Origin of the sequence: Acinetobacter lwoffii (assembly GCF_024129595.1) — a bacterium.
GTDB classification, from domain to species: domain Bacteria; phylum Pseudomonadota; class Gammaproteobacteria; order Pseudomonadales; family Moraxellaceae; genus Acinetobacter; species Acinetobacter lwoffii_O.
In genome coordinates, this window is the sequence record NZ_JAMXXS010000017.1 from 1 (window position 1) to 22,621 (window position 22,621).

Consider the following 22,621-nt stretch of genomic DNA (forward strand, 5'->3'; position numbering starts at 1 on the left):
AGTCGTTTAAATTCCCCATCATTAAATCGAGTTAAATTTTCATATTTCATGGGGCTAGTATAAACAATTTTTTACTTTCGCAAGAGATCTATTTTATTATTGCGTTAGCACAAACAACAAAAAGGATATTGCTATCCTTTTTGTCAATTCATTTTATATCAGGGCGTGTTGTGTTATTGCTGTACTTCCGCCAGATGACGTTCAGTCACGGCCTGTTCATATAACAGCTGTTCTTTTTCTTTATGTTCGACAGAGAAGCGGATCATCAACACACAACTTGCAGCAATCACCACCAAGCTACCCAGTACCATCAAAGTGGTTTGAATATCCAATATGCCTTTTAACAGGAAACCTGCAGCTACCGCGCCGACATTGCCACCTGCTCCAATAATACCGGCCACACCACCCAAGGCATCACGGTCGATAAAGGGTACCAGTGCATAGGTTGCACCACATGCCATATGAGTAAACAAGGCAAAGATGGTCATTGCCATGATCGCCAAGGTCGCGCTATTCATTTGCGAAAACAGAATAAGAAATAGACCTTCCAGCATGATCAAAGCAAACAGGACTTTGGTTCGGCCATCCAGACCTTTTCGAATCGCGACTTTGTCTGAAACAATGCCACCCAAGGCACGGGCAAACAATGCCAGTAAACCAAAAATCCCGGCAGCCATGCCTGCCTCTTTTAGGCCAAACTGGAAGTTGTCGACAAAGTACAAGGCAATAATATTATGGATGAAAATTTCAATACCAAAACAGGCTGCATAAGCTCCAAATAGAATCCAGACACGGTAGTTACGTGCGGCATGCATCAAGATTGCAAGGCCGCCTTTTTTATCGCTACCAACAGAAATACCTTCAGCACGGAGTTCTTTAAAATTGCCTTGTGGACAGTCTTGGGTGAATTTCCAGTACAGTACACCGACAATGATCATCAGAATACCCGGAACCAGAAGTGCAATTCTCCATCCCATTGCCTGTTCTACACCGAACATCACCAAAGCAGCCAGCATTAAAGGCATCAGGGCTTGAGTCGCACCGCCACCGGCATTCCCCCAACCTGCTGTAGTTGCATTTGCCGTTCCCACCACATTTGGCGCAAACATGATACTGGTATGATATTGAGTAATCACGAAGCTGGCACCGATGGCGCCAATCAATAAACGGAAAAACAAGAAAGATTCATAACTGTTGGCCGACGCCACACCAAACACCGGAATACTGCCAATAATCAGTAAGGCGGTATAGGTTTTACGCGGACCGTATTTATCACACAACGGCCCCACGATCAGACGCACCAGAATTGTAATCGCGACTGCGGCAATATTGATATTGGCGATCTGCTCTTTGGTCAGGCTGAATTCACCGGCAATCACTGGCATTAACGGTGCACAGGCAAACCACGCAAAGAAACAGACAAAAAAAGCGAGCCAACTCATATGGAAGGCCCGCATCGCTGAACTACTGAAGTTAAATAGACTTATTTTTGTTGCTTTATTGAGACTTGTATTTGAAGACATAGCCATTTCCTTACCAGAACTGAACGTATTTAAGTCACTGTGATGCACCAGGCATATCAGTAACGATCAGAACGGACGTCATTGGCCGTCATACAAATGTAGAGTCTTCTTTGACTTTAATTAGATATATGCATAGGTCATGCCAGATTATTTTTAACATAAAATAAACTATTCTTTTATATAAAATAATTTTTATTTCACTTTCAAATTTAGACTTTTCTTTCTTAAAAATAGAGAGAAAAATAGATATCTTCTGAGAAATTATGAGCAAAACAGCGATAGGATGACCTGCCCGGAGTCATTGCTGGTTTAAATCGGTGCAGGGCTGGATCAAATAATTTTTCCCTTTTCAAAATGCAGCAGTTGTGCCTGTAAATACGCCACTTCATCTACATGATGAGTCACATAAATCATGGGTAAATCTGTTTGATGAATCACAATTTTCAGAAAAGGTAAAATCTGGTTTTTCAGCTTTTGATCCAGTCCATTTAAAGGCTCATCCAAAAGTAATAGGTCGGGAGAAGATAAAAGTGCACGACCGATAGAAACGCGCTGTGCCTGTCCACCAGAAAGCTGATGCGCCCGATGCCGAAGTAGTGGCTTTAATTCGAGTAACTCCACAATGTCTTCAAACGTAAATTTCTGCTGACCTTTATTTTTTATATTTAGCTGTTCTGCATATTTCAAATTCTGCATGACATTCAGATGCGGAAACAGTAGGGCTTGCTGAAAAATCAGGGCAATTTTTCTTTGATGAACAGGAATATTCAGTTTCTGCTGATGATCAAATAATATTTTTTGCTGAAAATGAATAAAGCCTTGTGATGGTTTTAATAGCCCTACAATATTTTTTAAAAAGGTGCTTTTCCCACTTCCTGAGGCTCCCACAATACCAATCAATTGTGTCTGCATATCCAGACTGGCCTGTAGCTGGAAATTTGCGTAATTAAACTGAAAATCACACTTCAGCATCTTAAGCCTCCAATTTACGTTGATACTTCTGCATGATCCAGTAATTTGCAATCAAGGCTGAAAAAGCCAGAATCAGAGATAAAATGACCAAACGCATAGCCATACTTTCTCCATCAGGCTGTTGTAACAGGCTATAAATGGCGATGGGAATGGTACGGGTTTCTTCTGGAATATTGCCAACAAAGGTAATCGTGGCACCAAATTCTCCCAGACTGCGGCTGAAACATAAAATGCTGCCGATTAAAATTCCAGGCAAAGCCAGAGGCAGGCTAATGCTACAGAATACCCGCCATGGTGTGGCGCCCAAAGATCCTGCCACCTGTTCTAACTGCCGGTTGATCATTTGAAAAGACAAGCGAATTGGTTGAACCATTAAAGGAAATGCCACAATCATTGCTGCCAGTACCGCACCTTTCCAGTTAAATATCAGCTGAATTCCCCATTTATGTAGATATTGCCCCAGCATACCCTGATGACCAAATAGCAGGAGCAGAAGATAGCCCAGTACTACCGGCGGTAGCACCATAGGCATCTGCAATATTGCCTCTACGAGAAATTTGGCCCTGAATTCATAACGCGCCAGTAACCATGCTACGGCGGTAGCAAATGGCAGACACACCGCTGTGGCAAAGCCCGCTACTTTGGCTGAAAGCGCTAAGGCACTCAGTTCTTCTGGTGTAAGCATGAGCAGTTAGCCTACCTTAAGCTTAAAACCATATTTCTGGAAAATCTGCCTGGCCCTTGGACTCGTCTGGATAAATTCAGAAAATTGGACTGCTGCCTGATTTTTCTGGCCCTGCCGGGTTAAAGCGATTGGATACACAATCGGACGATGTGTACTGGCTGGAAATACTCCTGAAATTTTAACTTTTTTACTCATCAAGGCATCAGTTCTATACACAATGCCGACCTGACATTCGCCACGTTCTACAAATGCGAGAGTTGAACGGACGCTATCTGTACCGACAATTCTGCCCCGAAGCGGATTCAACCAGCCCAACCGGGTTAAGCTTTGCTGGGCATATTTCCCGGCAGGCACCGATTCCATTTGTCCTGTACATAAATAACCCTGAAAGGCTTTAGCAAAATTAAAGTCGGCTGACATTTTAAAATGATTTTTTTTCTGAATAGGACTAATCAATACAAGTTCATTCAAGAGCAAAGGTCGAATCTGACCGATCGAAATTTTTTGTTTTTTAAGTAAATTATGCATCCATTCAAGATCTGCAGAAAAAAAGATATCACTCTCAGCTCCCGCTGCAATTTGTTTCGCCAATACCGAAGACGCAGCAAAAACCGGAACGATCTGGATGTCCTGATGCCGTTGCTCATATAGTCTGGAAATATCAGTAATCGCATTGGTCAGGCTGGCTGCGGCATATATTTTAACTGTTTCGGCATACAGCATGGGGCTAGTCAACAGCACGCCAGTGAGTAGAACTTTGAATAAATCCATCTTTCTCATTCTATGTGATTCGAATATTGAGAATTGCGACAGGCATTTCAAATCAGTAAACCCTGTACCACATGCCCAGCCTGGATTTCTGTTCCGGCCGGAATACGTACCAGACAATTGGCCTGCATCAGATTACTCAACATATGCGACTGCTGTTTCGCCAGGCTTTTGAGCTTTAAAGTACCCTGATCAAATTCTGCAGCCATTCTTAAAAAACGTTCACGTGCATCCGCTTTCAAATCATGTGTCATTACCGCACTAAGCCATGCAGGTGACTGCTTTTGCCCTTGTAAGGCATTCAGTAAAGTTGTCGTATAGATTTGCATCCCGACATACACAGCAGCCGGATTTCCCGGCAAACCCAAGAGATAACAGTAACCTTGATCATCTCGACGATACTTGGCAAATAACATCGGTTTTCCGGGCTTCTGCTTCACTTTCCAGAAAATCTGCTCAAAACCCTGCTCCAGGGCAACAGGACGAATGAAATCATAATCACCCACCGAAACCCCGCCTGTGGTCAATATGAAGTCGTATTGGTTTTTAAGACGATGTATTAACGTTTGCAGCTCATACTCATTATCTGAAACATGCAGAATATCTACGTTTTGACCCTGTGATTGAAACCAGGCCTGAATCAGTGGAGCATTGGCGTCAAAGATTTTTCCGGAATTCAGGTCTTCAATGCTGGAAGCGACTTCATCTCCAGTAATCACAACAGCAATTTTAGGATAACGATAGACTGAAACCTGCTTTACACCTGCCATACTCAAAGCTGCAATTGCACCTACATGCAGTTTTTGACCTGCATCTGCCAGACGCTGCCCTTGTGCGATTTCCTCGCCTGCATCACGTATATCCGTATGAGGCTTTAGGTCTGTTGTAATAATGATTTGATTGGCATGGCATTTGACAATTTCCTGACGGGCGACCGTTGTAGTTCCTGCTGGAATCCTGGCACCGGTAAAAATCCGGACCGCCTGACCTGGCCGCAGTTCAATTTCAGTACTTTGCCCTGCCCGAATCTCTCCAATGAGTTCAAAAGTGCTGTGAGCACTAACATTTTCTGGACTGCAAAGCGCATAGCCATCTACAGCACTTTGTGAAAACAGCGGCAATGGTATGGCCGAATCAATCGCCTCTGCCAGATAGCGATTCAGAGCCCGAGCAAGCGGCAGGCTTTCAGCTACCAAGATATGCGTCTGCTCAAGTAACATCTGCAGTGCCTGATCAACAGAAATCAGTCCCGGTTCAGCACCGCAGGCTGAATGTGATAGTGCCTGATTCATTGATAGCCCCCCGCATGTGGGATATTTTTTTGCACATCAAACAAGTGCACCAAAGCCGGAAGTACCGCGATCAGAGATTCTTTCGCACCCTGACGACTTCCCGGTAGGGTCATCACCAGACTGTTCTCAATATAGCCAGCCACGCCACGACTTAATGCTGCATAAGGGGTACGTTTTTGCCCAAAACTACGTGAAGCTTCCATTAAACCGGGAATTTCCCGTTGCAGCAAAGGTTGTAGGGTTTCGACGGTCAGGTCTTTAGGACCTAAGCCAGTACCGCCCACAGTTAGAATCAGCGGATACTGATTTTTCTGCTGTTCAATCAGGGTCAAGAGCTGTTCTGGGCTATCGGGAATAACCTGATAACTAATAGAATCAAAATTGGCTTCTTTTAAAATTTCCATTACGTTTTGTCCGGCAGTGTCCGGCTTTTTGCCTGCTGCAACCGTATCGGACAGCACAATAACCGAAGCGGACAGACTCTCTTTAAGTACGCGGGTAAAATGCGATTTTCCACCTTTTTTCTGCTGCAATCTGCATTGATCCAACGACAAATCTTCCGGTTCACAATGCGGTTTCAGCATGTCATACAGGGTCAGACCGGCCAGACTGACTGCGGTCAAAGCTTCCATTTCCACACCAGTGGGTCCAATGGTTTCCACGGTAGCAATAATTTCGACATGCGCTTCAAACAGTTCATATTCCACATCGGCACGATAAATCGGCAATGGATGGCAGAGTGGAATCAGCTCATCGGTCCGTTTGGCACCCAGAATGCCGGCAATGCGTGCTGTTTTCAGGGCATCCCCTTTTTCAGTATTGCCATTACGCAGCAACTCAATGCAATGTGGCGGTGCATGCAGGATTCCAGTGGCAATTGCTGTACGATAACTTTCTGCTTTCATCCCTACATTTTTCATGATTCATCCCGGACTAATTTAAAAATCTGTTTAAAGTGATTTATGTTATGGGTTCTCATTGGACGCATTTAATTAGATGGTGATTGGCAAGCATGTGGTGCTACATGGTGATGGTGACATTGCACATCTTTTGCAGGATGAGAGTGATCCGTTTCAGGTCCATGATCTTTTCGGATACAACAGCCTTCGACATATTGACTGCTACCATCCATATAAAATTCTTCTTTCCAGACCGGAACTTCATGCTTCACCCGTTCCACAGCTTCCTCACAGGCAGCAAAGGCCTCACGACGATGGGCCGCATAAGCCATAGCAATGATGGCTGTTTCTCCAATCCCCAACTCACCAATCCGATGCACCACCCGCACATAAGACACCTGGTATTTGATCTGGATCTGCTGTTCAATTTCACGAATCATTTTTTCAGCCACAGGCGCATAGGCGGTATATTTCAGGGCACGCACAGCTTTCCCCTGATGATGGTTACGTACTGTTCCGACAAAGATGCCGATTCCACCACATTCCGGAAAATACTGAATACCATCAAAATCCTCCATCCTGAAAGCAGTCTGCTGGATTCGGGCAAATTGTTTTAATGGTTTGAGTTGCATCTCAGCCTCCTGCTACCGGTGATAACAGCACCAGCGTACTGTCACGATTTAAAACATTCTGTCTGGAAATAATGTCTTCACCGATTGCACAGGCGCAGCGTTCCAGCATGGGCTGTATATCAGGATAAATGGATAGCAACTGGTTCAGGACTGCAGAAACCTGAATTTCAGACTCGCATTGCAAACTCAAATCTGCGGGGATTTGGCGTTCAATCGCACCGAAGGCTTCTATTTTGATATGAATTAATTTTTGCTGAGTGAGTGACATATTTATCCTCCAATGCTGTGCATGCTGATTTTTCGGATCGGCTTTTGTATTGGTGATTGCTGGATCGCATGGAAACCGGCTTCTTTATGCCAGATATAAGCGTGAAGCTTGTGCTGGAATGTCTGTGTGGCGAAATGATCCAGCGCCAGTTGTTCGATATCTGCCTTAAGGTTCAGGCCTTGTCTGGCAAATAAACAGTTATAAAATTCGCCTTGGGCATTGAGGCGTAGACGATCACAATCACCGCAAAATGAATGGGTAATGGTGGAAATAATCCCCAAAGGCTGCCCATTGACCAGATAGCCACGGGCTGGATTGGCGCCTTGTCCTTGAGATACCCGGACATCAAATTCGGTTTTCAGTTGATCCAATATGTCCTGCTCACTGATGACATCAGACGGATTCCATTTCTGATCGCCATCGAGGGGCATAAACTCAATAAAACGCAGTTCTACAGCCTGATACTGTGCCCATTTTACGAGAGGAATAATCTGATTGTCATTGATGCCTTTGATGAGCACACTATTTATCTTGACGGACAACCCTGCCTGCTGCGCGGCAGAAATACCTTGAAGTACAGGCTGTAACTGTTTTTGGGTCAGTTGCTGAAACTGCTTTGGATCAAGACTGTCCAGACTGATATTCAGGTCGTCCAGTCCTGCCTGTTTAAGCGCTTGAGCATAATCTTTTAAATAATGGCCATTGCTGGTCATGGAAATACGTTTAAGACCAAAGGCTTTCAGCGTCTGTAAGCGGGCAATAAAATGAACGATGCCTTGGCGCATCAACGGTTCGCCCCCCGTCACCCGGATCTGCTCAATCCCGTGTCGCACCATAAACTCGCAAAAAGCATACAGGGCTTCAAAACTGAGCAAATCTTTTTTATTCATCCATTCCGGATGTTCAGGCATGCAATAGCTGCATTTGAAATTACAGCGGTCAGTCACTGATATTCGCAACTTACGTTTCTGGCGTCCAAACTGATCCTGAAAGATACTGCGAGATGCTAAAACTTTCATGCTGTTCATTGCTGCGGTCCATGATGAGATCTGCACGGTTATTTAACAGTCTTGATTTACTGCCCTATTTCTTCACAATGAATGAGCAATAAGTGTTCCAACTTTGCACAAATTTATTTTTAAATAATATTAATGGATAATATTTGTTCTTTTTTAGTCCGAAAGTTTGCTCGAAAAATAAAAAAAGCAATATTTTGGTGAGCCAGAATATGATAATTCGGCTTTTAGCATTGTAAACGCTATAGAAAGTTAAGCTGTTGATGCTGCTGTAGCTCATCAAATGAATTAATGCTGTGGAAAAACAGGGCACGATTTTTAAAACTTGCCCGCTGCATGTGCATGTCAGCAAAACAGCGTTTTAAACTGCGCTGATCCTGTTCAAGATGTTGTATAAGAGTGGGTAAGCTGCTGCGCTTCATCAGACAGAATGGAAACAATGCTTTTTCATTGATTTCAACTACCGCCACTTCAGATAAAGGATGTCGTTGCAGGGCTTGATGTAAACGTGAAATGACTTTTTTGGGAATATAGGTCACATCACAGGGTACGAACAGCACATAATCAGATTGTACATGTGACCAGGCACTCTTCATGCCCATCAATGGTCCCTGAAAACCGGGTTCATCGTCCTGATAAAAGTCGATCGAAGGAATCATCCGTTTATAAATGGAATGATCTCGATGGCTATTGACCCAGACTTTGCTTGCCCGGGACTTCAACTGCTGATGAATTTTAATGAGCTGGATTTCATCATCAAATTTGTGCAGCAATTTATTGATGCCATTCATGCGCCGCGCTAAACCTCCGGCCAGGATCACCACGTCAGTTTCCGGATAAGACACCGTTTTCATCACTTTTCTTTTCATTCTATGCACTCCGTCTGGCAGGCCTTAATCAGGCCTCTAATTTCTGGCAAACATGAACCGCAATTTCCTCCGGCTTTTAGACATGCAGTCACTTGTTTTTCATGCGTGATATTTTTATCTTTAATAGTTTGAATAATTCGGTTCTTACCGACCTTAAAACAGCTACAGACCAATGCCCCTTCACTATTTCCCATCGACATGGCCTGACCTGCCAGCAATGCTTTACGATGCAATGCACTCAGACGTTCACGCTTAAACAGACCAGCCACCCAGTCACGATCTGGCAATAGCGCCACCGGTGCGATATAAAAACTGGCAATTAACTGGCCATCCTGAAGCACCACACTATGACTGATATGCGCCGTTTGATCTTCGAGATTCAGCCATTCAAAGCTTTCATCATCAAAGGCTAACAGGCTCTTGATCTGCCCGGTGATGTCAGAAAACCTGCGCCGGTCTGCCAGTTCATACCGGATGGCCTGAGTGGTTTGAATTTTGCTCCACCACACCGTATTTTCAATCATGGTCTGGATCTGCTGCTCAAAGCCTTCCCGTACATACAGCACGCCCTGCCACTGAATATAAAATGGCTGGATCATCACCGGAGTATGCTTAAACTCTGGCTCGCCGGAAATCGGGTCAACCACCGGATTCACCACTTTGCCAATCCGCGCATCGGACGCAAACTGGTCGTTCCAGTGAATCGGTGCAAAAATCTGGCCACGTCGCATATTTTGTGAAAATTGCACACGGAGTACACAACTTCCCCAAGCCGATTTCACCTCGACCAGCTCGGCATCTTTCAGGCCATATTTTAGCGCATCGTGCGGATGCAGCTCACAATAAGGCTCGGCACGATGCTGGGATAAACTGGCAGATAATCCGGTACGGCTCATGGTGTGCCATTGATCGCGAATGCGTCCGGTATTCAAGATCAGAGGATATTCAGCAGAAATAGCATGTACCGGATCGGCTGCAACTGTTGGCACCAATCTGGCTTTGCCATCTGCATGGCTAAACTGGCCTTGACTAAATAGTTGACTCACCTGATGGTCTTCTTGTTTATCCCAGACCGGCCACTGGGCTGGTGTCAGATTCTGATATTCCGCAAAACCGAGATGAGTTAAACCTTGCAGGTTGAAATAGCGAAAATTGGGTGTATCTGCGCGTTGCGAAAGTGAACTATTCTGATAGGCAGATAAACGGGCGTGTTCCAGAAAAATGTCATGGCTATTGCTAAAGTCAAAACCGCGAAAACCTAAGACCTGAGCCACCCGAGAAATGGCCCACCAGTCTGCTTTGGCTTCACCCGGAGCCGGCAAAAAAGCCTTTTGCCGGGAAATACGGCGCTCCGAATTGGTGACTGTGCCATCTTTTTCGCCCCAACCCAATGCCGGTAACAGTACATCGGCATATTGCGTGGTATCGGTGTCGAGACAAATATCGGAAACGACCACAAATTCACACTTCTCCAGAGCGCGTTTAACCTGATCTGCATCGGGCAAACTCACGATCGGATTGGTGGCCATAATCCAGATGGCCTTGATTTTCCCGCTTTCCACCGCTTTAAATAAATCTACCGCTTTTAATCCGGGCTGCCGGGCGATGACCGGGCTTTGCCAGAAATCCTGCACCAGTTGCTGATGCTGCGGATTATCCAAATCCAGATGACTGGCCAGCATATTGGCCAGCCCACCGACTTCCCGTCCGCCCATCGCATTCGGTTGTCCGGTCATGGAAAAAGGTGCCGAACCGGGTTTGCCTATTTTTCCTGTCAATAAATGACAGTTGATAATGCTATTGGCCTTGTCTACGCCTTGGGAGGATTGGTTTACGCCCATGGAAAACAGGCTCATAATTTTTTCGGTCTGGGCAAATTTTTGAAAAAATAAGATTAATTTTTCAATAGCAATACCGGTACGTCTTGCCACGCTTTCAATCGATGACTCTGTCGAGCTGCTGGCAAGCGCCTGCTCCAGACCTTGAGTATGTTGGGTAACAAAATCCAGATCGGCATGACTATTTTGCTGAAGATACTGCAACAAGCCATTAAACAGCGCGACATCCTGACCTGGTAAAATCGGCAAGTGTAAGTCTGCCGCTTCACAGGTTGCGGTAAAGCGGGGATCAATCACCACCACGAATAAATCCCGCTCTTCTTTGACTTTCATGATGCGCTGATAAAGCACCGGATGGCACCAGGCAGTATTGGAACCGACCAGAATCACCATTTCTGTCTGCTCAAAATCTGTGTAGCTGGCCGGTACCAGGTCTTCGCCGAAAGCCCGTTTATGTGCCGCCACAGCAGAAGACATGCACAGTCTTGAATTGGTATCAATATTGGCAGTACCCAGATAGCCCTTTACAAACTTGTTCACCACATAATAGTCTTCAGTCAAAAGCTGGCCGGAGACATAAAAGGCGATGCTGTCGCGTCCATACTGATCAATACATTGCTGAAATTTACTGGCAATACTTGAAATGGCATGATCCCAAGTGCTTATTTGCCGCTGTTCTTTTCGACCTGTCATCGGATGCAGAAGCCGGGTTTTTAGACTAAGTGTATCGGCAAGATGACTGCCTTTAATACATAACTTGCCCAAGTTCGCCGGATGCTGAACATCGCCTTCAATCTGAACCTTTTCACCCATCGAGGTATGGGTTACGTCCGCGATGACACCACAGCCTACTCCACAATAAGGACAGGTCGTCTGAGTAGTTTTTATTTGGGATTCAGTAGAGCTATGTAGTTCCATAACCGGAATACTATTCATTGCTGCTGTGCTCCTTAATCATCCAAATTCACGTGTTTCACCAAATCTCTGATATCTAGCTTTTACAGGTTTGATTTAAATATTTTCTATATCTCAAAAGTTTTAATCCTCCCCAACCCTCCTTTAATAAAGGAGAGGAAATTCGCCTCTTTTTCAAAGAGGGGTTGGGGCAGATTGATCTGATTACCCTGCCTTTTTTAATGCAAAATCCCGACCAAAAAGCAGTTTACTGCGGATATTACTAATTGGTGTCTGGTCTGCAATCAGTTCTGCATACCAAGCCCCATCTTCGGTATCGCCAAATAGCACAGCACCAATGACCTTGTCTTGCTGGATGATGATCCGTTTATAAATCTGACGTTTTTCATCATTCAGCACGATATCTTCAAAATCATCCTGAGGTTCAAAATTTCCGGCCGAGAAGACATCACACCCGCTGACCTTCAGTTGGGTCGGAACAGTCGGTGCCTTAAAGGTCAGTCGGCCATGTTCAGCCAGATGCGTCGCGCAGATAAAGGCCTGTCCCCATAGTGGTTCAACCAGTCCAAAGGTCTGGCCACGATGCTCAATGCATTCACCCACTGCATAAATACTCGGGTCATAGGTTTGCATGGTGTCATTCACCAGCACCCCACGATTGCAGCGCAGACCAGCCTGTTCAGCCAGACTTTTATTTGGTCGAATCCCGACGGCGAAGACCACCAAATCGGCATCCAGCATTGTCCCGTCTTTTAGTCGCAGTTGAGTCACGTGACCATCAATACCGAGCAGCTCTTCGGTGTTGGCTTCAGTAATGATCCGGATACCTTTATCTTCAATTGATTTTTTCAGCATTTGACTGGCTTTCATATCCAGTTGACGATCCATAATACGGTCCATCAGATGCAGCACAGTTACATTCATCCCCTGCTGCTTCAGTCCATAAGCTGCTTCTAGACCCAGCAACCCACCTCCAATCACGACGGCATTTTGCTTAGTTTTGCAGTAATCCAGCATGCGGTTAACATCCTGAATATCCCGGAAGCTAATCACGCCTTCAAGTTCAGCACCCGGAATAGGTGGCATGAAGGGTTTGGAACCAGTGGCGAGAATCAGACGATCATAAGCAACGACTTCGCCTTTTTGGGTGTGGACCTGTTTACGCGAACGGTCGATAGCGATGGCAGCATCCCCAGCAATGAATCGAATGCCTTTTTCAGCATACCAGTCGGCTGAATGCAGCATAATTTCGGCAAAGCTTTTCTCACCAGACAATACCGGTGACAACATGATGCGGTTGTAATTGCCCCATGGCTCTTCCCCAATCACGGTAATGTCATAACGATCTAGCGCCATATCCAGCAAGTCTTCCAGACAACGCATACCCGCCAGCCCATTCCCGATCAGTACCAGTTTTAAACGCTCTGTGTTTTGACCATTACTGGAAATATAAGTTTTTTGTGGAGTCGGACTCACCAGAACTTTGCCATTTTCAATTCGGGTTGGAAATACCAGTAATTTCTGCTCTTGTTCTTCCAGACAACGGCCGGTCACCAGACTGAAATGCTGCTTGTAAATTGGGGATGCGACTACACGCTCACCTTGCAGATCACCCAGAATGCCACGTGCCATGACATTGGCCAGACTAAATGGATCTTGATTGCTGAGTGCATACACCCGCTGTTCCTGACCCACGCGAAAAATTGCAATCTGCTGATCTTCAATCAGGGCTGCCACACCGGTATTCGGGGTAATCTCATCCAGATTGCAGACTTCGTACCAGTTCAGTTCGTTCATGTCTTTTAAAATTGTCATTTTCATTCTCCCTGACTGTGGTATTTAGGCTTCAACCACTGGAATACGGTTTAAATCACGTTCAGCTTCTGTCTTTGGACGAATCTGGCCACGTACAGGCGTAAACTGAATATTCGGGTCATTCTGCTCAGCTGCTTTGGCATTGATAAAAGTCTTAAAGCGTTTGCGTACTTCAGGATCTTCAATCGCAGTGCGCCATTCATCCTGATAAGTGCCAATCACATGCTGCATACGGCTTTCCAGTTCAGCGGCAATGCCGAGCGAATCATGCACAATGACATCTTTCAGATAGTCCAGCCCACCTTCCATATTGTCACGCCACACACTGGTGCGCTGCAGACGGTCTGCTGTCTGGATATAGAACATAAAGAAGCGGTCGATATATTTGATGAGTGTGGGAGTATCCAGATCCGAGGCGAGCAGTTCAGCATGGCGCGGTTTCATGCCGCCATTTCCGCATACATATAGATTCCAGCCTTTTTCCGTGGCAATGACACCGACATCCTTGCTCTGTGCTTCTGCACATTCACGGGTACAGCCGGATACTGCCATTTTGGTTTTATGTGGTGAACGCAGGCCTTTATAACGATTCTCCAGAAAAATCGCCAAGCCGACAGAATCATCGACTCCAAAACGGCACCAGGTACTACCCACGCAAGATTTCACCGTACGTAAGGATTTGCCGTAGGCATGTCCAGATTCGAAACCGGCATTGATCAGTTTTTCCCAGATTTCAGGCAGTTGATGTACCTGCGCACCAAACATGTCAATTCGTTGTCCGCCCGTGATTTTGGTATATAGACCATAATCTTTGGCGATCTGACCAATCGTGATCAAGCCATCTGGGGTAATCTCGCCGCCTGCCACACGTGGCACAATCGAATAGGAACCATCTTTCTGGATATTGCCGAGGTAGTAGTCGTTGCTATCCTGCAAACCAGCATGACTTGGTTTCAGCACAAAATCATTCCAGCAGGATGCCAGAATATTGGCTACAGTCGGTTTGCAGATATCACAGCCCATGCCGTGCCCATGTTGCTGAATCAGGTCAGAGAATGTCTTGATTTCATGCACACGTACCAGGTGATACAGTTCCTGACGTGAATAGGCAAAATGTTCACACAGGTGATTGTTCACCGTGACACCCTGACGCTGTAATTCAGATTTGAGAACCTGCGTCACCAATGGCGCACAGCCACCGCACGCCGTTGCAGCCTGGGTGCATTTTTTCAGTGCACCCAATGAAGTTGCACCGCCATCAATGGCTGAACAGATATCAGCTTTGGAAACGTTATTACAGGAACAGATGGTCGCACTGTCAGGCAATAAATCGATGCCACTACCACCCGATTTGGAAGTTGACTGATCAAAGCCCGGCATAATCAGGCTTTCCGGTTGCTCCGGTACAGCCAGACCATTCAGCATCATTTGTAAAAGATCGCTATATTCTTTGGCACAGCCCACCAGCACCGCGCCCAGCAGCTTGGTCTTGTCTGCTGACACCACGATTTTTTTATAAACCTGCGCCGCTTCATCAGCATAGAAATAGCTCAAGGCACCTGGGGACATGGCGTGTGCATCACCAATAGAGGCAACATCCACCCCCATCAGTTTAAGTTTGGTGCTCATGTCTGCACCAGCGAATGCATGACTTTCTTGTCCTAGTACGTGTTTCGCCGCGATACGGGCCATGTCATAGCCCGGTGCAACCAGACCATAAATTTTATTATCCCAAAGTGCACATTCACCAATGGCATAAATGTCCGGATGTGAGGTCTGACAATAATCATTAATGATGATGCCGCCACGCTCACCAATCAGTAAGCCGCTCTGGCGCGCCAGTTCATCACGCGGACGAATCCCAGCCGAGAACAGGATGATATCGGTTTCAAGTACCGAACCATCTCCGAACTTCATTACATGCTGAGTGCTGTCACCATCTTCAATACTCGACGTGGCCTTTTGAGTATGTACCTTGACACCAAGGTCTTCAATTTTAGAGCGCAATACCCGGCCGCCCAGATCATCAATCTGCACCGCCATCAGACGCGGAGCAAATTCTACGACATGGGTTTCCAGATTCAGATCCCGCAGAGCTTTCGCTGCTTCCAGCCCTAGCAAGCCGCCGCCAATCACTACGCCAGTTTTTGCATTCAGGCTAGCTGCACGAATGGCATCCAGATCTTCAATAGTACGATAAACAAAGCAATTCTGACGATCATTGCCCGGGATTGGGGGTACAAAGGCATAAGAGCCGGTAGCGAGAATCAACTTGTCAAAACTCAGCACATCACCCTGGCTGGTGGTGACGGTTTTATTGAGCTGATCAATTTCAATTGCTTTGGTATTAAGACGCAAATCAATGCCATAGGCATCGGCAAAATCACTACGACACAGACTCAGATCCTTAACCGACTTGCCGCTGAAATATTCGGTCAAATGTACCCGGTCATAAGCTAAATGTGGCTCTTCTGCCAAAATGGTCAGTTCTACCTCATCACCGGCCTGTTCCAGTACAGATTCGATGAATTTATGCCCCACCATGCCATGCCCAATCATGAGAATTTTCATATCTGCACTCCAACTATTGTTTTTTTAAAGATGATAAAAAGCCACATATCACGTCTAGGCATTGATATGTCTGCTGATTGAATATGTTGTAAATACCGCAACCCAGCACTTTGTAATGCTGGCGGAAGGGTTGAAACGCTTGTGCGTTTTGTATTGCTGAACAACTGACCATGTCATTTATCCTGTGCTGAACGAAATACCAATCACACTCCTTGAAAGTGCAATTACGATCAGAACGGACATCGTTGGCCGTTGTTAGTATTGAAAGTCATCTTTGACGATTTAATAAATGCAGAAATCGTGCCAACTTTTCCAATAAGAAAACGCCTTATTTCAGGCAGATGATCTACCTAAACGCTTCATTTTGATCAGCCATCAGCTGAAATCCCTAAAGCTATGCACTAAATTGAACAGAAAAATAGAATTTTATGCACCAATTTAATGGCATGTTTTTTGCTTTACTCCTGCTTGAATATTCCTTAGGCCTTACTTGAAAATATTCCATGTCCAAATTACGAATTGCTCTTATTGATGATGATCTGGAGCGCGCCCAATTCATCCAGGAATCCTTACTTTCACATGATTTTCAGGTGGTGGCCTGTTTAATCCTGAATGACCTGAATATGGTACATGTTAAGGGTATTCATGCAGATGTGATCCTGCTGAATATGGATCATCCGCATCGGGATATTATTGAAAGCTGTGTCAGCCAATATGAACTTCCGACCGTGCTGTTTACCCAGAACTCCAATAAAGACACCATCAAAAGTGCGATTGATGCCGGAATCACGGCTTATATTGTCGATGGTATTGATCCCACCAAACTAGAAAGCATTCTGGAAATTTCAATTGAACAGTTTCGCAAGCATAAAAAGCTGCTGAACGATTTAAAAGAAACCCAGGACAAGCTGATTGACCGTAAAGATATCGATAAAGCCAAAGCCCTGCTCATCCAGCTGCATGCCTTAACGGAAGAACAAGCCTTTGCTTTATTGCGTAAAAATGCCATGAGTCACCGGATTACCATTGGTGAAATGGCCAGACGCTTACTGGATGCACAGAAGCTGTTACTGGGCCAATAAGGAAAAGCATATGTCCACATTAGAAAAACCTGAACTCAATATTGGCTATATTCCTTTACTTGATTGTGTTGCCATTCTCTGGGCTGAAAAACAGGGGTATTTTGCCGAGCAAGGATTAACCATCAATTTAATCCGCGAAGCCTCATGGTCAAGTTTGCGTGACCGTCTGGCCTATGGCTTTCTGGATACTGCACATTGCCTGTCTGCCATGTTGCCCGCTGCTGCCCTGGGCACAGACCAGTTACAGGTGGCTTTACAAACCCCTCTAGTACTGAGTGTGAATCAGGCTTTTATTAGTCTGCGCCAAGATCTGTGTTATGAACTCGGCATCCAGCCTGAGGATGATGAACAGATTACCTCAAAGAAACTTGTACTGGCTTTACAACAGAATCATTCCATCAATCTGGCCTATGTTTATAAATATTCGATTCATCATTACTGTTTAAAAGAATGGCTGGCACTGACTGATCCACAACTGGCCAAGAATATCCAGCTGATGACCTCTCCACCGCCTTCTATGGTAAAAGGAATCGCAGAACAGGTATTTGATGGGTTTTGCGTGGGAGAACCCTGGAATATTCAGGCCAAACTTGAAGGCTATAGCTTTATTGTCGCTGCCAGCCAGAATGTCATTCCAAAAGTTGCCGATAAAGTCTTGGCCATGACCCAGGAATGGGCAGAACAGCATCCATTTACCGTAGAGGCAGTGGTCAAGGCTGTACAAAAAGCGCAGGATGATTTAAAGCAGCGCAGCGATTTATCAGACGTATGGAACATGCTGGTGGATTATCAGATTATTCAGTTTGAATGTTCCGCCCAGCGGCATGTCTATGACTTTTACAAAATCAAGAATATTATCCGGAATTTTGTTGGAGAAAGTGCCAAACCGAAAGTCGATGATTTTATCTGGCTTCTGCAGCAGATGCAGAAATGGGAAGATATTGAAATGACCGCAGCCGAGAAAAAACAGATTGCGCAGCAGTGCATCTATAGCTTGCAAAACCAGCATGCAGACATTATTGGCTAAATGATGTTACTGAAAAAAGAGACCTGATTTTTCGGGTCTTTTTTATTGAGTTTATTTTCCAGAAAATGATTAAAAATCTCTGCATTCTGATCTAACTTCTTGAATATGATTAAAAGTTGTCTGCTAATTTTTTCTATAAAAATAAGCCATTTTAAGAGTCATTTCAGGATTTGGGATGAAATGGCATCCATTTTGCTTATTCAGTATTACGTTTTATAAAATTTGTAATATTGAGGGGCAACACTATGAGTTACGTTGCACGTGAACTCAGTCAAAGAAATAAGTTACTGTTTGGCTTGGGGTCTTTTTTAATACCAATTCTGATTTGGTGTGCAGTCAGCTATTTGCCATTTATCTGGCATCCACAAGTCCAGATTACTGATTCTGGTAGTGTTGCCTATTTACAGGTCGAGAGTCGTATTGATAAAGACCAGTTTTTTTCTGCTGCGCAGTCTGCGGTAGATCAGGGTCTGGCTCCGCCGCAGGGTATTCTGGTCAACCCGATTTATCTGCCTGCACCACATGAAGTTGCGATTGCACTGGTCACGGCGTTTACCACGGAGCCTACCCAAGCCAATGCACCCTGGTTTCATGAAAGTCTGTGGCACAGTATCAAGTTGGTCTTTACCGCGTTCTTTATTTCTTCCTTGGTTGGTATTCCACTCGGTATTTTATGCGGATTTTCAAATAAAATTTCCCAGCTGACCGAACCCTTTGTTGAGTTTTTCCGCTATTTACCTGCTCCCGCCTTTGGTGCACTGGCAGTGGCAATTCTCGGAATTAATGATGCACCCAAAATTGCCATTATTGTGATAGGAACCCTGTTCCAGCAAATCCTGATCATTGCCAATACCACACGTCTGGTGGATCGCAGCCTGATTGAAGCCGGTTTTACTCTGGGCACCAATAAACTGAAAAGCTTGTTGCATGTGGTGATTCCAGCGGCCCTGCCTGAAATTTACCGCAATCTGCGTGTGCTGCTGGGTTGGGCATGGACTTACCTGATCGTAGCAGAACTGATCGGCAGTACCTCCGGGATTACCTGGTTCATTACCCAGCAAGCCCGCTATCAAAACTTTGATAATGTCTTTGCCGCGATCCTGATTATCGGTGTGATTGGCCTGCTTTGTGATGTGATCTTGATGAAACTGGGACAACGCTTATTTAAATGGAAACCGGGAGCCAACTGATGCAAAACACTGAATTTAATACCCGCGAATACTTTGACAAGATTTATAGCCGTCCGGTGATTCTGGAAGCAAAGCAACTGACACAAAAATTCAGTCATGGCAAAACCGAGCGTACGGTCTTAAATGCACTCAATTTGAAAATTCACAAGCGGGAGTTCATCTGTGTGATTGGGCCTTCCGGTTGCGGCAAGTCAACCTTTAGCCGTGTAGTTGCCGGCCTGGATCCTTATAGCAGTGGTGAGATTCTCGTGGATGGCCAGCCAATTACCGGCCCAAGTCCGGAGCGTGGCATGGTGTTTCAGGGCTATACCCTGTTTCCATGGAAAACTGTCAAGGAAAATGTCATGTTTGGTCCGCGCATGAAAGGCCAAAGTAGTGCAGCAGCAGAAGCACAGGCACGTGAATGGATCAATATCATTGGTCTGGAAAAGTATGAAAACCAGTATCCGCATGAGTTGTCTGGCGGGATGAAACAGCGTGTCGCGATTGCCCGAGCTTTGGTCAATGAACCGAAAATCCTGTTGATGGATGAACCCTTTGGGGCACTTGATCCACATACGCGGCAAAAAATGCAGCGTCACCTGATGGACCTATGGCAAAACATTGATATCACCATTATTTTTGTGACCCACGATATGGATGAAGCCATTTTACTGGCCGACCGTATTGTGGCGCTGAAAGCCAATCCGGGTGAAATCAAGGAAATTATCGAAGTTGATCTACCTCGTCCACGCCATCCAGACGTCATGCTTAGTCCTGAATTTAAACAGTTAAGACAACGTGTCGATTATCTGGTGCATGCTGAAGAAGATGAACTGGATCCGGCACTGGCAGAACTGCCGGTCATTCCGCGTATGACCAAGGTCAGCAGCAATAAATAATCTTATCCAAAATGCCTTTGGGACGACCCGAAGGTTTTAATCGCTGTGTTGGACGACCAACATTAGAGGTGATTATCATGCAAGCGCAATATGTACTCCCACTGGTTGATATTTCAAAATTACAAAGTCCGGATTTAGCCGATCGTATTGAAGTTGCTCATGCTCTGGATCATGCCTGTAAAGAAGTCGGATTTCTTTATCTGCAAGGTAGCCAGTTTAATTCTGATTACGCCAAAGCCCTGATTGAAATGGCCCAGTCCTATTTTTCTCAGGATCTGGACACCAAAATGCAGCACTATATTGGCAAATCAAAAAACCATAGTGGCTATGTGCCGATTGGCGAAGAACAGTTTGCCGGCAACAGTTATGATTTAAAAGAAGCCTATGATGTCAATTATGATTATCAGGGGGTAAGAAAAGACTGTCCTTTACTTGGGCCCACCTTATGGCCAGACCATCCGGATTTCAAGTCTATTGTCAGCCAATACTATAGTCATCTGCGTGAGATCAGCCGGCAGATTTTTTCTGCCTTTGCACTGGCGTTGGGCGTTCGTGAGGACTTTTTTGAAAGCAAAATTACTGATGCACCAAGTCAGCTACGCTTGATTCATTATCCCTATAATCCGGAAGTGCAAGATGCCGAAGGCATTGGCGCACATACCGATTACGAATGCTTTACCTTGCTGTTACCAACCGCGCCCGGCTTACAGGTTTTAAATAAAACCGGCGAATGGATCGATATTCCACTGATTGAAAATACCCTGGTGATGAATATCGGTGACATGATGGAAATTCTGTCGAATGGTAAATATCTCGCCACCAAACACCGCGTGAAAAAGGTCTCGGAAGAACGTTATTCATTCCCGCTGTTTTGCGCCTGCAATTATGACACCGTGATTGAACCGGTGATTCACACTGAAAATTCCAAATATTCTGCCCTGATCGGGGGCGAACATCTGTTTAATCAGACCGCCCAGACCTTTCAATATTTAAAACAGCGCGTTGCTAGCGGTGAACTGATCTTAAAAAATGCTGTACCACTTTCCTCTTTTGGACTTGAAGAACAGACGGAGACAGCATCATGAATCTGTTTGAAGTGATTAAGACTTTAAAGCCCACTATCCCTCAGCCAGAGATTATTCCGGGCTTTTTATACGGTGCTTTCCGGCGTAAAAGTATCAGTTTTTATAATGGCCTGACTGATGAGAATACCGTTGTGTACTGGTTTCAGTCGCGCAGTTTTACCATTGATCTTCGTCTAAAAAGCCAGACGGGAACTGCTGTTCAGGAACGCCAAGGCTGGATTGGCAATACGCTTTGGGATAGCGCCAGCCAGCTCTTGTCCTGGGAAGTGAAAGACTACGCCAATTATCAGAATCATGTGCAATGGCCGGAACCAGCCCGGTTACATGCCGTTGGCAACTGTATTCTGGAATTTTCTCCAAATAATGTCTATGTCGAAGACTGGCGCCAGCAGGTACAGCACGGTTTATTTTTAGGCCTGCGGCTTCAGTCTGCGCTTGATGTTCAATCTGGTCAGAAACTGGAAATGGATGGTGGCCTGATTATTTGTGGCGATCATATTGGCTATGCCCTGACGCGTTTGCCTGAAGTGCAAAGTGCAGTCGCTCAAATGGACTTGAAAGCTGTCGATCCGACCGTGTTTGCCTTGGTGGAAAGTTTTGAAGTTTCTATCGGGACTGATGGTCAAGCTAAAACTTACAGCACTCGCAGCAGTGAAACAGGCAAAACCTTTAACCTGGAAAATTTTGAAGTTCTCAATGAAAGCAGTCTGGTTCAGCATGTCATTTTAGATGACCGTGAAATTGACCTGATTTTTGAGCTGGATATATACCAGCCGGATTATGAGTTTCAATACAGGACGCCAACGACTACAGAAGCTGAAAGCTGGCTCAAGTCAGAACAAGAACATCTGATGCATCATGCAAAACGGGTGTTTTAGGGAGAAATATGTCTTTTTTATATCTGTCGATTGCCATTATTGCAGAAGTCATTGCAACTTCTGCATTGAAGGCCTCCAATGGTTTTAGCGTGCTCTGGCCTTCACTTGCCACCATTGCCGGTTATGCCGTTGCCCTGTTTTTCCTGTCACTGACCATGAAAACCATTCCGATGGGCATTGCCTATGCAATCTGGTCTGGTGCCGGTATTATTCTGATTTCAACGGTTGGCCTCTTGGTGTTTAAACAGCAACTGGATCTTCCCGCGCTGATCGGTCTGGCGTTTATGATCATTGGCATTATTTTTATCAATGTCTTTTCCAAAAGTACGCAGCTTTAATTTTTTAATATTCATCTGACTAATAAAAAATCCCCAATCTGGGGATTTTTTATTAGTTTAGAATACCTTCCAGAATG

Annotated in this window: 20 protein-coding genes; 7 read left to right on the plus strand and 13 right to left on the minus strand. The window is 45.2% G+C overall.

Annotation, left to right across the window (positions count from 1 at the left end; all coding sequences use genetic code 11):
* Positions 1-173: 173 nt before the first annotated feature.
* From NI466_RS09400 to nirB, 13 genes are all read right to left on the minus strand, one after another.
* Positions 174-1,523 (minus strand): MFS transporter, encoded by a 1,350-nt coding sequence (locus NI466_RS09400; protein WP_253173396.1) that lies wholly within the window; start codon positions 1,521-1,523, stop codon positions 174-176.
* Positions 1,524-1,853: 330 nt separating this feature from the next.
* On the minus strand, positions 1,854-2,495 hold the full coding sequence (locus NI466_RS09405; protein WP_253173397.1) for an ATP-binding cassette domain-containing protein: 642 nt from the start codon (positions 2,493-2,495) through the stop codon (positions 1,854-1,856).
* A gap of 1 nt (position 2,496) precedes the next feature.
* A complete protein-coding gene (gene modB, locus NI466_RS09410; RefSeq protein ID WP_253173398.1) occupies positions 2,497-3,180 on the minus strand; it encodes a molybdate ABC transporter permease subunit in 684 nt (227 codons plus the stop codon).
* 6 nt (positions 3,181-3,186) lie between these two features.
* The gene (modA, locus tag NI466_RS09415) at positions 3,187-3,951 is read right to left on the minus strand and encodes a molybdate ABC transporter substrate-binding protein (RefSeq protein WP_253173399.1); all 765 of its coding nucleotides are present in this window, start codon (positions 3,949-3,951) and stop codon (positions 3,187-3,189) included.
* Between the two features lie 47 nt (positions 3,952-3,998).
* A complete protein-coding gene (locus tag NI466_RS09420; protein WP_253159993.1) occupies positions 3,999-5,240 on the minus strand; it encodes a molybdopterin molybdotransferase MoeA in 1,242 nt (413 codons plus the stop codon).
* Positions 5,237-6,160: a bifunctional molybdenum cofactor biosynthesis protein MoaC/MoaB gene (moaCB, locus tag NI466_RS09425; RefSeq protein ID WP_253173400.1), complete on the minus strand. Its 924-nt coding sequence runs from the start codon at positions 6,158-6,160 to the stop codon at positions 5,237-5,239. The genes NI466_RS09420 and moaCB overlap by 4 nt, the downstream gene beginning before the upstream one ends.
* A gap of 68 nt (positions 6,161-6,228) precedes the next feature.
* Positions 6,229-6,771, minus strand: coding sequence for a molybdenum cofactor biosynthesis protein MoaE (locus NI466_RS09430; RefSeq protein WP_253173401.1), 543 nt, complete (start codon positions 6,769-6,771; stop codon positions 6,229-6,231).
* 1 nt (position 6,772) lies between these two features.
* The gene (locus NI466_RS09435) at positions 6,773-7,039 is read right to left on the minus strand and encodes a MoaD/ThiS family protein (protein WP_253173402.1); all 267 of its coding nucleotides are present in this window, start codon (positions 7,037-7,039) and stop codon (positions 6,773-6,775) included.
* Positions 7,040-7,041: 2 nt separating this feature from the next.
* Positions 7,042-8,067, minus strand: coding sequence for a GTP 3',8-cyclase MoaA (moaA, locus tag NI466_RS09440; RefSeq protein WP_253173403.1), 1,026 nt, complete (start codon positions 8,065-8,067; stop codon positions 7,042-7,044).
* A 230-nt stretch (positions 8,068-8,297) separates the two neighbouring features.
* Positions 8,298-8,924, minus strand: a complete 627-nt coding sequence (gene mobA / locus NI466_RS09445; RefSeq protein ID WP_253173404.1) for a molybdenum cofactor guanylyltransferase — start codon at positions 8,922-8,924, stop codon at positions 8,298-8,300.
* Entirely contained in the window at positions 8,921-11,698 is a 2,778-nt protein-coding gene (locus tag NI466_RS09450; protein WP_253173405.1) for a nitrate reductase, read from the minus strand. The genes mobA and NI466_RS09450 overlap by 4 nt, the downstream gene beginning before the upstream one ends.
* 183 nt (positions 11,699-11,881) lie before the next feature.
* Positions 11,882-13,492 (minus strand): nitrite reductase small subunit NirD, encoded by a 1,611-nt coding sequence (gene nirD, locus NI466_RS09455; RefSeq protein ID WP_253173406.1) that lies wholly within the window; start codon positions 13,490-13,492, stop codon positions 11,882-11,884.
* A gap of 24 nt (positions 13,493-13,516) precedes the next feature.
* On the minus strand, positions 13,517-16,063 hold the full coding sequence (nirB, locus tag NI466_RS09460; protein WP_253173407.1) for a nitrite reductase large subunit NirB: 2,547 nt from the start codon (positions 16,061-16,063) through the stop codon (positions 13,517-13,519).
* Positions 16,064-16,566: 503 nt separating this feature from the next.
* On the opposite strand from nirB, the gene NI466_RS09465 reads away from it, so the two are divergent.
* The 7 genes from NI466_RS09465 (at position 16,567) to NI466_RS09495 (ending at position 22,544) form a co-directional block, all read left to right on the plus strand.
* Positions 16,567-17,145: an ANTAR domain-containing response regulator gene (locus NI466_RS09465; protein WP_004280362.1), complete on the plus strand. Its 579-nt coding sequence runs from the start codon at positions 16,567-16,569 to the stop codon at positions 17,143-17,145.
* A 10-nt stretch (positions 17,146-17,155) separates the two neighbouring features.
* Positions 17,156-18,172, plus strand: coding sequence for an ABC transporter substrate-binding protein (locus NI466_RS09470; RefSeq protein WP_253173408.1), 1,017 nt, complete (start codon positions 17,156-17,158; stop codon positions 18,170-18,172).
* Between the two features lie 245 nt (positions 18,173-18,417).
* Complete coding sequence (locus NI466_RS09475) at positions 18,418-19,362, plus strand: ABC transporter permease (RefSeq protein ID WP_253173409.1); 945 nt, start codon at positions 18,418-18,420, stop codon at positions 19,360-19,362.
* Complete coding sequence (locus NI466_RS09480; RefSeq protein ID WP_064096740.1) at positions 19,362-20,243, plus strand: ABC transporter ATP-binding protein; 882 nt, start codon at positions 19,362-19,364, stop codon at positions 20,241-20,243. Before NI466_RS09475 ends, NI466_RS09480 begins: the two co-directional genes overlap by 1 nt.
* A gap of 77 nt (positions 20,244-20,320) precedes the next feature.
* Positions 20,321-21,328 (plus strand): isopenicillin N synthase family dioxygenase, encoded by a 1,008-nt coding sequence (locus NI466_RS09485; RefSeq protein ID WP_253173410.1) that lies wholly within the window; start codon positions 20,321-20,323, stop codon positions 21,326-21,328.
* Entirely contained in the window at positions 21,325-22,206 is an 882-nt protein-coding gene (locus NI466_RS09490; RefSeq protein ID WP_253173411.1) for a hypothetical protein, read from the plus strand. The genes NI466_RS09485 and NI466_RS09490 overlap by 4 nt, the downstream gene beginning before the upstream one ends.
* Positions 22,207-22,214: 8 nt before the next feature.
* A complete protein-coding gene (locus NI466_RS09495) occupies positions 22,215-22,544 on the plus strand; it encodes a DMT family transporter (RefSeq protein ID WP_004280373.1) in 330 nt (109 codons plus the stop codon).
* Positions 22,545-22,621 lie beyond the last annotated feature (77 nt).

Coding starts and splice junctions, on each gene's coding strand:
- NI466_RS09400 (WP_253173396.1), bottom strand. CDS start 1,523: ATGTCTTCAAATACAAGTCTCAATAAAGCAACAAAAATAAGTCTATTT.
- NI466_RS09405 (WP_253173397.1), bottom strand. CDS start 2,495: ATGCTGAAGTGTGATTTTCAGTTTAATTACGCAAATTTCCAGCTACAG.
- modB (WP_253173398.1), bottom strand. CDS start 3,180: ATGCTTACACCAGAAGAACTGAGTGCCTTAGCGCTTTCAGCCAAAGTA.
- modA (WP_253173399.1), bottom strand. CDS start 3,951: ATGGATTTATTCAAAGTTCTACTCACTGGCGTGCTGTTGACTAGCCCC.
- NI466_RS09420 (WP_253159993.1), bottom strand. CDS start 5,240: ATGAATCAGGCACTATCACATTCAGCCTGCGGTGCTGAACCGGGACTG.
- moaCB (WP_253173400.1), bottom strand. CDS start 6,160: ATGAAAAATGTAGGGATGAAAGCAGAAAGTTATCGTACAGCAATTGCC.
- NI466_RS09430 (WP_253173401.1), bottom strand. CDS start 6,771: ATGCAACTCAAACCATTAAAACAATTTGCCCGAATCCAGCAGACTGCT.
- NI466_RS09435 (WP_253173402.1), bottom strand. CDS start 7,039: ATGTCACTCACTCAGCAAAAATTAATTCATATCAAAATAGAAGCCTTC.
- moaA (WP_253173403.1), bottom strand. CDS start 8,067: ATGAACAGCATGAAAGTTTTAGCATCTCGCAGTATCTTTCAGGATCAG.
- mobA (WP_253173404.1), bottom strand. CDS start 8,924: ATGAAAAGAAAAGTGATGAAAACGGTGTCTTATCCGGAAACTGACGTG.
- NI466_RS09450 (WP_253173405.1), bottom strand. CDS start 11,698: ATGAATAGTATTCCGGTTATGGAACTACATAGCTCTACTGAATCCCAA.
- nirD (WP_253173406.1), bottom strand. CDS start 13,492: ATGACAATTTTAAAAGACATGAACGAACTGAACTGGTACGAAGTCTGC.
- nirB (WP_253173407.1), bottom strand. CDS start 16,063: ATGAAAATTCTCATGATTGGGCATGGCATGGTGGGGCATAAATTCATC.
- NI466_RS09465 (WP_004280362.1), top strand. CDS start 16,567: ATGTCCAAATTACGAATTGCTCTTATTGATGATGATCTGGAGCGCGCC.
- NI466_RS09470 (WP_253173408.1), top strand. CDS start 17,156: ATGTCCACATTAGAAAAACCTGAACTCAATATTGGCTATATTCCTTTA.
- NI466_RS09475 (WP_253173409.1), top strand. CDS start 18,418: ATGAGTTACGTTGCACGTGAACTCAGTCAAAGAAATAAGTTACTGTTT.
- NI466_RS09480 (WP_064096740.1), top strand. CDS start 19,362: ATGCAAAACACTGAATTTAATACCCGCGAATACTTTGACAAGATTTAT.
- NI466_RS09485 (WP_253173410.1), top strand. CDS start 20,321: ATGCAAGCGCAATATGTACTCCCACTGGTTGATATTTCAAAATTACAA.
- NI466_RS09490 (WP_253173411.1), top strand. CDS start 21,325: ATGAATCTGTTTGAAGTGATTAAGACTTTAAAGCCCACTATCCCTCAG.
- NI466_RS09495 (WP_004280373.1), top strand. CDS start 22,215: ATGTCTTTTTTATATCTGTCGATTGCCATTATTGCAGAAGTCATTGCA.